The organism is Streptomyces sp. NPDC017202 (genome assembly GCF_044331705.1).
Taxonomy (GTDB): domain Bacteria; phylum Actinomycetota; class Actinomycetes; order Streptomycetales; family Streptomycetaceae; genus Streptomyces.
In genome coordinates, this window is the sequence record NZ_JBIRNP010000001.1 from 693,795 (window position 1) to 704,132 (window position 10,338).

Consider the following 10,338-nt stretch of genomic DNA (forward strand, 5'->3'; position numbering starts at 1 on the left):
CCGGGTCTGCCTCCGGGTCTTCCTCCGGCCGGATCAGCCGGAGGAAGCCGGATCAGGGAGTTCCGGGGAAGGCCTGGGCCTTCTCCAGGCCGAGGAGGGCGCGCATGCGGGCGTACTTCTCGGTCAGGCGGGTGCGGGTCGGCTCGGCCAGGGCGGCCAGCCGGGCCGGGTCGGCGTTGTGCGCCAGGTCGGACTCCTTCACCAGCAGCGCGCCCGGGGTGGCGAGGACGCGTTCCGCGTACTCCTCCGGGGTCTCCCCCGCCCGCTTGGTGACGGCCGCCACGATGTCCTTCGTGCGGTCGCTCAGGGCCGCCTCGCGCAGCCAGGCCCCGGAGAGGGCGTCGTCCTCGACGGCGTCGTGCAGCCAGGCCGCCGCGATCTGGTCGGGGTCGCCGCCCCGGGACCGTACGCCCTCCGCGACGGCCTGGAGGTGTTCGGCGTAGGGGCGGCCCGCCTTGTCGGTCTGGCCCTCGTGGGCGGCGCGGGCGAGGGCCTCGACCTCGGGGACGGTGAGCATGAGGACCCTTCTACCGGAGTCCGGCCGCCCGGGTCTACAGCAGCGAGGCCGCCTGGGCCGTCGGGCCCTCGCGGCAGACCAGGAGCAGGGCGCGGTCGTCGTTGACGTCCTTGGCGACGGCCTCGATCAGGTGCCAGGCCGCCCCCTGGAAGCCGCCGGCGACATAGCGGTCGGCCTCGCCGGTGAGGCGGTCGATGCCCTCGACGATGTCGCGGTCGGAGGTCTCCACCAGGCCGTCGGTGAACAGCATCAGCACGTCGCCGGGGCGCAGCGAGCCCTTCACCGGGTCGAACTGGGCGCCCTCGTACACGCCGAGCAGCGGGCCCTCCGCGGCCTTCTCCTCCCAGCGGCCGCTGCCGGCGCTGAGCTGGAGGCCCGGCGGGTGGCCCGCGGAGTACAGCTCGTAGTCGCCGGAGTCGAGGTCGAGGACGAGGTGGATGGAGGTGGCGAAGCCCTCGTCCCAGTCCTGGCGGAGGAGGTAGCCGTTGGCGGCCGGGAGAAAGGCGTGCGGGGGCAGGGAGCCGAGCAGACCGCCGAAGGCGCCGGACAGCAGCAGGGCCCGCGAGCCCGCGTCCATGCCCTTGCCGGAGACGTCCGTGAGGACGACCTCCATGGTGCGGCCGCCGTTGGTGCGGGCCGCGACGACGAAGTCGCCGGAGAACGACTGGCCGCCGGCCGGCCGCAGCGCCATCTCGCGGTGCCAGCCCCGCGGCAGCGTCGGCAGCTTGCTCTGCACCCGGATGCGTTCGCGCAGGTCGAAGAGCATGGTGCCGCCGCGCCGCCAGGGCACGCCGACCCGGCTGCGGAACTGGGCGATGAGCAGGCCGACGAAACCGCAGGCGGCGACGACCAGCACGACGCCCGGCGTGACCCGGGACGGGCCCTCGGTGTACGGGCCGAGTCGCACCGACTCCACGATCAGCGCCGTGGCCGCCGCCGCGTACAGGCCGAGCAGACTCGCCGGGCGCAGCACGAGGCCGCCGGCGACGATCGGCAGGACCAGGGCGGCCGGTGAGCACCAGACCGGGTCGGCGAGCGTGGTGGCCGCGATCACCGGGACGGTGAGCAGCAGGCCGGCCAGCGCGATCCAGTCCGAGCCGTCGCCGCGGAAGTAGTCCACGGCGCTTCTGCGCAGGCCGGTGCGGACCCGGTGCACCAGGTGCTTCAACCGGGCCGTCAACGTCTCGGCTTCCGCGCGCCGCTGTCGTCCTGCTGCCATTAGTTCGGGACCCTATCCATCCGACCCGGCGCTTGGCACGGGAGGTCCCACTTGTCCCCCGTCCGAGGCTCGACTTCACAGTGAACGCCACGGAAAGCGCTCGCGTCGCCAGGAGGGAGAAATCCCCTGTCTCGTCCCGCATTGCGCTGGTAGGCGTGGATCCATGCCGGCTGGGGCGGCGGGTCGTGCGGACCTCGTCCCCGGCATCCGGCGGCCCGGACCCACCGGGCACCGGTCGACGGGGGCTGGAGGTGGAGGACGCCTTCCGCCCCTGGAACAACGGGCGTTGGCGGCCGACCGGGGACACGGGGGCTGCTCCCGTACGCCGGGTGCGGCGGATCTCTCCTCGTCCGTACGGGAGTTGGGGCGGCGCATCTCGGCGTCTCCGTCAGCGCGTCGGCGCGTCGGCGCGTCGGCGCGGGCCGGGCTGGTGCGGGAGACGCGGGCGGGGCGGCGGCGGGGCCTCGGTGGGGTGCGGGGCGCCCGGTCAGGGCTTCTGGCAGGTGGGGCACCAGAAGAGGTTGCGGGCCGCGAGAGGGGCGGTGCGGACGATGTCGCCGCAGAGGTGGCAGGGCTGGTGGGCGCGGCGGTAGACGTACACCTCGCCGCCGTGGTCGTCGACGCGGGGCGGGCGGCCCATCGCCTCCGGGGTGTGTTCCGGGCGGACCGTGTCGATGCGGTTGTTGCGCACGCCCTCGCGCATCAGGGCGACCAGGTCCGACCACATCGCCGTCCACTCGGCGGGGGTGATGTCCTCGCCGGCGCGGTAGGGGTCGATGCCGTGGCGGAAGAGGACCTCGGCGCGGTAGACGTTGCCGACGCCCGCGATGACCTTCTGGTCCATGAGGAGGGCGGCGATCGTCGTACGGCTGCGGGAGACACGGCGGTACGCCCGCTCCGGGTCGGCGTCCGCACGCAGGGGGTCCGGGCCCAGGCGGTCGTGTATCGCCCGCTTCTCCGCGTCCGTGATCAGGGCGCAGGTCGTCGGGCCGCGCAGGTCCACATGGCCGGCGGGGCCGACGAGGCGGAGACGGACGGTGTCCGTGGGCGGGGGCACGGGGGTGTCCGGGGCCGTGTCGCCGAAGGTGACCTTGCCGAAGAGGCCCAGGTGGATGTGGACCCAGTTGTCCCCGGCGAAGCCCAGGAAGAGGTGCTTGCCGTGGGCCTCGGTGCGGGTGAGTTCCGTGCCGGTGAGCAGGGCGGCGGCGTCGGAGAACTTGCCCTGCGGGCTGGTCACCCGCGGCGCGCTCGCGGCGAAACGGGCGTAGTCCTGGGCCAGGCGGTGGATGGTGTGCCCTTCCGGCACGGTGGGGTCCTCTCGGTCGTTCCTCGTCGCCCACCCGCCCGGCTCGGTCCGACGGGAGGTCCGACCCGACCCGGGGCTCCGACCCGACCCGGGGCTCCGACCCGGCCCGGGGCTCCGACTCGGTCCGGGGCTCCGGGCCGGCCCCGCAGGGGTCCCGGCGCGGACTCCGCAGGGGTCCCGGCGCAGGCTCCGCAGGGGTCCCGGCGCGGACTCCGGCAACGGGTCACCCCGCCGGAGCCGGCCGTCGCGTGCTCAGGCCTGCGGGTGGTGGGACGGGATCGGGGGGAGTTCCGAGGTCGTCTCGTACGCCGCCAGCATGTCGATGCGGCGGATGTGGCGCTCGTCGCCCGAGAAGGGGGTGGCCAGGAAGGTCTCGACGAACTTCGTCGCCTCGTCCCGGGTGTGCATGCGGGCGCCCACCGCGACGACATTGGCGTTGTTGTGCTGGCGGCCGAGGGAGGCCGTCTCCTCGCTCCACGCGAGGGCGGCTCGGACGCCCTTCACCTTGTTCGCGGCGATCTGCTCGCCGTTCCCGGAGCCGCCGATGACGATGCCGAGGGCGTCGGGGTCGGCGGCGGTCCGCTCGGCCGCGCGCAGGCAGAAGGGCGGGTAGTCGTCCTGGGCGTCGTAGATGTGCGGGCCGCAGTCGACCGGGTCGTGACCCGCCTCCTTCAGCCATTCGACGAGGTGGTTCTTGAGTTCGAAGCCGGCATGGTCCGAGCCGAGATACACGCGCATGGCACGAGTGTGACACGGGCGCCGCCGGGTGGCAGCGCCGGGTGGCATGCCGGAAAAGTGTGAGCAACGCAATAGAAGCTCAGGAAAACCTCAAGTAACAATCCGGAATCAAAGGTTCCTGAATCCATTCACCTCGGATTCACTGGACCGGCTCGTACGCCCCTGTACGGCCCGTACACCGCTCGTACGGGAGTTCCCCTCACGCGGCGCAAAGGAAATCCGTCCCATGACTTCGCAGCCGACCCTGACGAAGACCGGAAACGGCCCTGGAGACCCGGAAGAACCCCGCTCCGGTCTCCAGGCGGGCCTCAAGAACCGTCATCTCTCGATGATCGCCATCGGCGGGGTCATCGGAGCCGGACTGTTCGTCGGATCGAGTTCCGGCATCGCCACCGCCGGGCCCGGCATCCTCCTGTCCTACGCGCTCGTCGGCACGCTCGTGGTGCTGGTGATGCGGATGCTGGGCGAGATGTCCGCGGCCAACCCGACCTCGGGTTCCTTCTCCGCGCACGCCGACCGCGCGCTCGGCCCCTGGGCGGGTTTCTCCATCGGCTGGCTGTACTGGTTCTTCTGGGTCGTCGTGCTGGCCGTCGAGGCCACCGCCGGTGCGGCGATCCTCGAGTCGTGGATCCCCGCCGTCCCGCAGTGGGGGTGGGCGCTCATCGTGATGATGGTGCTGACCGCCACCAACCTCGTCTCCGTCGGCTCCTACGGCGAGTTCGAGTTCTGGTTCGCCGGCATCAAGGTCGTCGCCATCGGTGCCTTCATCGTCGTCGGCGGGCTCGCCGTGTTCGGCGTGCTGCCCGGTGTCGACAGCGACAAGGCGGGCGTCGGCAACCTCGTCGACCACGGCGGCTTCCTGCCCAACGGGCCCGGCGCCATCCTCACCGGCGTCCTGCTCGTCGTCTTCTCCTTCATGGGCAGCGAGATCGCGACGCTGGCCGCCGGTGAGTCGGAGAACCCGCAGCGGGCGGTCACGAAGTCCACCAACAGCATCATCTGGCGCATCGCCGTCTTCTACCTCGGGTCGATCTTCGTCGTGGTCACCCTGCTGCCGTGGAACGACCCCTCCATCAAGGAGAAGGGCTCCTACGTCGCCGCCCTCGACTCGCTCGGCATCGCGCACGCCGGTCAGATCATGAACTTCATCGTGCTGACCTCGGTGCTGTCCTGCCTGAACTCCGGGCTCTACACGGCCTCCCGCATGGCCTTCTCGCTCGGTGAGCGCGGGGACGCGCCGAAGGCGTTCGCGCGGACCACCTCGCGCGGCGTGCCGATGGCCGCGATCATCGCCTCCGTGGTGTTCGGGTTCGTCGCCGTCTTCTTCAACTACAAGTTCCCGGACTCCGTCTTCCTCTTCCTCGTCAACTCCAGCGGCGCGGTCGCCCTGTTCGTGTGGCTGGTGATCTGCTTCTCGCAGCTGCGGATGCGGAAGATCATCCAGGCCGAGGCGCCGGAGAAGCTGGTCGTCCGGATGTGGCTGTACCCCTACCTGACCTGGGCCACGGCCGCGCTCATCGTGTTCGTCCTCGGCTACATGCTGACCGACACCGAGCACGACGGCCGGGAGACCGTGCAGCTGTCGCTGCTCGTCGCCGCGATCGTCGTCGCCGTCGCCTTCCTCAAGCAGCGGCTGAAGGCGCGGCAAGAGGTACGGGACGAGGAGCGGGCCGAGGCGTAGTCCCGGCCGGCCGGTCGCCCCTCGGGGCGCGGGCCGCGGTCCGCATCGGTGGAGGGGCCCGTACCCACGGGCCCCTTTTCCGTACCCCCACCGCCGCCGGCCTGCGATCCCGGCAGGGGGGAGGCCGTACCGCCCGGACACGCAAGAGGCCCGCCCGGACACCTCGCGGTGCGACCGGGCGGGCCTCTTCCGACGGATTCCCCGTGCTGGGCCGCTCCGCGGCTGGGGCCTGTCCGGCGGATCAAGTCGGAGGAAACCTGTGGCGCCTTGGAGCCGAGGTGAGTGGGGTCCGGTGCGTTCGGCTGCGAGGCGGAGGGGGGCGTCGACGCGGTGGGGGCACCTCCCGGCCGAAGGCCGGGGGACGTCGGCGACCGACGACAACGCCGCTGGGGGCACCCCCTCCGGGGGAGGGCGTGCCGGACCCCGCGTCTCCGGCATGATCCGCCGGACAGCACACCTAGCGCTTGACGAGCTTCCAGGCGGTGGGCAGCAGACCCATCGCGAGGACGGCCTTGAGGGCGTCGCCGATCAGGAAGGGGGTGAGGCCGGCCGCGATCGCGGCGGAGGCGGAGATGCCGGCGGCGTAGGCGAGGTAGGGCACGCCGACGGCGTAGACGATCGCCTCGCCCACCAGCATCGCGCCCGCCATGCGCAGGACCGAGCGGTCGGCGCCGCGGCGGGCCAGGGCGCCGACGACCGTCGAGGCGAGGATCATGCCGAGGACGTATCCGAAGGAGACCGCGGCGGCGCCGGACCCGCCCTCCGCGAACCACGGGACGCCCGCGACGCCGACCAGGGCGTAGAGGGCGAGGGAGAGGAAGCCGCGCCGGGCGCCGAGGGTGGTGCCGACCAGCAGGGCGGCGAACGTCTGGCCGGTCACCGGCACCGGGGAGCCGGGCACGGGGACCGCGATCTGGGCAGCGATGCCGGTGAGCGCGGCGCCGCCGAGCACGAGCGCGACGTCCCGGACGCGGGAGGCCGGGATGAGGTCGGCGAGGACCCGTCCGGGGCTGACGGGGGTGGCGGCGGCGGTGCTCATGGAATCTCCGCGGAGATAGGTGCGGTCGGGGACACCGTGACGCTATCCCAGCGGACTCGGCGCGATCACCGTCAGCCGTCGACAAACGGGCGAGCGGCGTCTTGGTGGGCTCCGGACAAAGGCGGCCGGTTACACGCGGTACGGCGTGACCCTGGTCACTGAGGTGCCGTGGCGGCGGCAACGCGGGGCGGGTGGCGGGTCTCTGTAGGTTCTCGCCAAACGCGACCGCCGCACGGGCGGAAAGAGGGAGACCCCCGCGAGGACGTGACTCGCGGGGGTCTCCGCTCGGAGCGGCCGGCTCTACAGGTTGCTGAAGTCGGGGCCCTTGGTGCGGGACCTCTTGATCTCGTAGAAGCCGGGCACGGAGGCGACCGCCAGGGTGCCGTCCCACAGCCGCGCGGCCTCCTCGCCCTTCGGGGCCGGGGTGACGACCGGGCCGAAGAAGGCGATCTGCTCGCCGTCGGGGCCGGGCACGGCGATGACGGGGGTGCCGACGTCCTGGCCGACCTTGTCGATGCCCTCCTTGTGGGAGGCGCGCAGCTCGGCGTCGAACTCGAAGTTCTCCTGGTCGGCGTACTCGATGAGGTCGGCGGGCAGTCCGGCGTCCTCCAGGGCACCGGCGATGGCCTCCAGGGTCGGGCCCTCGCCGTTGTTGTGGAAGCGGGTGCCGAGCGCGGTGTAGAGCGGGCCGAGCACCTCGGCGCCGTGCTTCTGCCAGGCGGCGGTCACCACCCGGATCGGCTTCCAGGCCTTGGTGGTGAGCAGCTCCCGGTAGTCCTCGGGCAGCTCGTCGAGCTTGTCCTCGTTGAGCACGGCCAGGCTCATCACGTGCCAGCGCACCTCTATGTCACGGACCTTCTCCACTTCCAGCACCCAGCGGGAGGTCATCCAGGCCCAGGGGCACAGCGGGTCGAACCAGAAGTCGACGGGGGTCTTCTGCGACATGTCTCTCCTCAGCGGGAAGCCTTTCCTTGGTGAACGCCACGGCACGCGCCGGTCATTCCCCGCTGACGGCCGTCAGGGGCACATGGCAGGATCGGTGCTGTCCACAGCCATTGCGCAGACGCATCGAGGGAGTACCGCCCGTGCCCGGTGAGAACCTGTCCCGTGACGAGGCCCGGGAGCGGGCCGCCCTGCTGTCCGTCGACGGGTACGACGTGTCCCTCGACGTGCGGTCGGCGATCGGCGACGCGGCCGGTGACGGGGGCGGCGGGACGGCCGGTGACGGGAGCGGTGCGCCGCGCACCTTCCGCTCCGTCACCACCATCCGCTTCCGCTGCAGCGAACCCGGCGCGTCCAGCTTCGCGGACCTGATCGCGCCGAGCGTGACGGCCGTCTCCCTCAACGGCCGCGACCTCGACCCCGGCGAGGTCTTCGACGGCGCCCGGATCCGGCTGGACGACCTCGCCGCCGAGAACGAACTGGTCGTCGACGCCCGGTGCGCCTACTCGCGCACCGGCGAGGGCCTGCACCGCTTCGTCGACCCCGAGGACGGCGAGGTCTACCTCTACACGCAGTACGAACCGGCCGACGCGCGCCGCGTCTTCGCGAACTTCGAGCAGCCCGACCTCAAGGCGCCGTTCCGCTTCGAGGTGCGGGCGCCCGAGGAGTGGGTGGTGTGGGGCAACGGCGCCGGCGAGCGCACCGACGGCGTGTGGCGGTTCGCGGAGACCAAGCCGATCTCGACGTACATCACGTGCGTGGTGGCGGGCCCGTACCACTACGTGACGGACTCCTACACGCGCGAGCTGGGCGACGGCACCACGCTGGAGATCCCGCTCGGCGCCCTGTGCCGCAAGGGGCTCGCGCCCTACTTCGACGCCGAGGACGTCTTCCTCGTCACCAAGCAGGGCCTGGACTTCTTCCACGACCACTTCGACTACCCGTACCCCTTCGGGAAGTACGACCAGGCGTTCGTGCCCGAGTACAACCTGGGCGCGATGGAGAACCCGGGGCTGGTGACCTTCCGGGAGGAGTACATCTTCCGCGGCAAGGTGACGCAGGCGTCGTACGAGGCGCGGGCCAACGTCATCCTGCACGAGATGGCGCACATGTGGTTCGGCGACCTGGTCACCATGGAGTGGTGGGACGACCTGTGGCTGAAGGAGTCGTTCGCGGACTTCATGGGCTCCTTCTCGCTGGTCGGCGCGACCCGCTTCACCGACGGCTGGATCACCTTCGCCAACCGCCGCAAGGCGTGGGCGTACCGGGCCGACCAGCTGCCCTCCACCCACCCCGTCACCGCGGACATCCGCGACCTCCAGGACGCCAAGCTCAACTTCGACGGCATCACCTACGCCAAGGGCGCCTCGGTGCTCAAGCAGCTGGTGGCGTACGTCGGGCAGGACGCGTTCCTGGAGGGCGCCCGCCGCTACTTCAAGCGGCACGCCTACGGCAACACCCGCCTCGGCGACCTGCTGTCGGTGCTCGGCGAGACCAGCGGCCGGGACATGGCCGGGTGGTCGCGGTCCTGGCTGCAGACGGCCGGGGTGAACTCGCTGACCCCGCAGGTGCTGCTGGACGCCGAGGGCCGCGTCGACGAGCTGGCGGTGCTCCAGGAGGCGGCGGAGTCGCACCCGGAGCTGCGGCCGCACCGGGTGGCGATCGGCCTGTACCGGCGGGTCGAGGGGCGTCTCGTGCGCTACGCGCGCGCGGAGGCCGACGTCGAGGGGCCGCGGACGGTCGTGTCGGAGCTGGCGGGCGCACCGGCGCCGGAGCTGGTCCTGGTCAACGACGAGGACCTGACGTACTGCAAGATCCGGTTCGACGAGACCTCGCTGGCGGCGCTGCGGGAGTCCCTGGGCGATCTGAGCGACCCGCTGGCCCGCGCACTGTGCTGGTCGGCGCTGTGGAACATGACGCGGGACGCGCTGCTGCCCGCGCGGGACTTCGTGGACCTGGTGCTGCGGTTCGCCGGACGCGAGACCGACATCGGCGTGCTCCAGATGCTGCACGCCTGGGCGGACTCGGCGCTGGCGCACTACGCGGCGCCCGACTGGCGGCCGGCCGGTGAGCGGCTGCTCGCCGAGGGCGCGCTGGCGGAGCTGCGGTCGGCGGAGCCGGGCAGCGAGCACCAGCTGGCGTGGGCGCGGTTCCTCGCGTCGGTGGCGTCCGGGCCGGCCGACCTCGACCTGCTCCAGGAGCTGCTGGAGGGGTCGGCGAAGGTCGACGGTCTCGAGGTGGACCAGGAGCTGCGCTGGGCCTTCCTGGAGCCGCTGGCCGCGCACGGCCGTGCCGACGAGGGCGTGCTGGCGGCGGAGCTGGCCCGCGACGACACCGCGTCGGGCAAGCGGCACCAGGTGCGCTGCCTGGCCGCCCGGCCGTCCGCGGAGGTCAAGGCGCAGGCCTGGGTGCAGCTCGTCGAGTCGGACGCGCTGTCCAACGCGCTGGTCGAGGCGACCATCGCGGGCTTCCAGCAGCCCTCGCAGCGCGAACTGCTCGCGCCGTACGCGGAGAAGTACTTCGCGGTGATCGGGCGGATCTGGGAGCAGCGCTCCATCCAGATCGCGATGCACGTGGTCAAGGGCCTGTTCCCGGCCCTGCTGGACTCCCCGGAGACGCTGGCGGCGACGGACGCGTGGCTCGCGGCGCACGAGTCGGCGCCGCCCGCCCTGCGCCGGCTGGTGCTGGAGGCGCGCGACGACCTGGCGCGGGGGCTGCGCGGGCAGGCGTGCGACGCGGCGGGCGGATCCGGCGCCTTCTGACCGCACCGGTCCGGCCGGCAGCGGCAGACCCCACCGGCAGCGGCGGCCGGCCCCCGCCGGCCGCCCCCGCCGCCCCGCGCGGACCCCCCCCCCCCCCGGGGGCGGGGGCCCGCCCGGCCCCGCCACCCCCCCCA

At 72.6% G+C, this 10,338-nt stretch carries 8 protein-coding genes; 2 read left to right on the forward strand and 6 right to left on the reverse strand.

Annotated elements, in window-relative coordinates:
• Positions 1 to 52: 52 nt before the first annotated feature.
• From ACH4N1_RS02880 to ACH4N1_RS02895, 4 genes are all read right to left on the reverse strand, one after another.
• The gene (locus ACH4N1_RS02880; protein ID WP_398094017.1) at positions 53 to 517 is read right to left on the reverse strand and encodes an HD domain-containing protein; all 465 of its coding nucleotides are present in this window, start codon (positions 515 to 517) and stop codon (positions 53 to 55) included.
• Positions 518 to 551: 34 nt separating this feature from the next.
• On the reverse strand, positions 552 to 1,736 hold the full coding sequence (locus ACH4N1_RS02885; protein WP_398094019.1) for a PP2C family protein-serine/threonine phosphatase: 1,185 nt from the start codon (positions 1,734 to 1,736) through the stop codon (positions 552 to 554).
• A gap of 487 nt (positions 1,737 to 2,223) precedes the next feature.
• Positions 2,224 to 3,042 carry an Fpg/Nei family DNA glycosylase gene (locus ACH4N1_RS02890; RefSeq protein ID WP_398094020.1) on the reverse strand — a complete coding sequence of 273 codons (819 nt, stop codon included), beginning with the start codon at positions 3,040 to 3,042 and terminating at the stop codon, positions 2,224 to 2,226.
• Positions 3,043 to 3,294: 252 nt separating this feature from the next.
• A complete protein-coding gene (locus tag ACH4N1_RS02895) occupies positions 3,295 to 3,780 on the reverse strand; it encodes a ribose-5-phosphate isomerase (protein WP_366057546.1) in 486 nt (161 codons plus the stop codon).
• A gap of 226 nt (positions 3,781 to 4,006) precedes the next feature.
• Between ACH4N1_RS02895 and ACH4N1_RS02900 the strand changes: the two genes are divergently transcribed.
• Positions 4,007 to 5,461 carry an amino acid permease gene (locus tag ACH4N1_RS02900; protein ID WP_398094023.1) on the forward strand — a complete coding sequence of 485 codons (1,455 nt, stop codon included), beginning with the start codon at positions 4,007 to 4,009 and terminating at the stop codon, positions 5,459 to 5,461.
• A gap of 457 nt (positions 5,462 to 5,918) precedes the next feature.
• On the opposite strand, the gene ACH4N1_RS02905 is transcribed toward ACH4N1_RS02900, so the two are convergent.
• Entirely contained in the window at positions 5,919 to 6,500 is a 582-nt protein-coding gene (locus ACH4N1_RS02905; RefSeq protein WP_398094024.1) for a biotin transporter BioY, read from the reverse strand.
• A gap of 300 nt (positions 6,501 to 6,800) precedes the next feature.
• A complete protein-coding gene (locus ACH4N1_RS02910; protein WP_398094026.1) occupies positions 6,801 to 7,445 on the reverse strand; it encodes a DsbA family protein in 645 nt (214 codons plus the stop codon).
• Positions 7,446 to 7,585: 140 nt separating this feature from the next.
• On the opposite strand from ACH4N1_RS02910, the gene pepN reads away from it, so the two are divergent.
• A complete protein-coding gene (pepN, locus tag ACH4N1_RS02915; RefSeq protein WP_398094028.1) occupies positions 7,586 to 10,204 on the forward strand; it encodes an aminopeptidase N in 2,619 nt (872 codons plus the stop codon).
• The last annotated feature ends 134 nt before the right edge of the window (positions 10,205 to 10,338 follow it).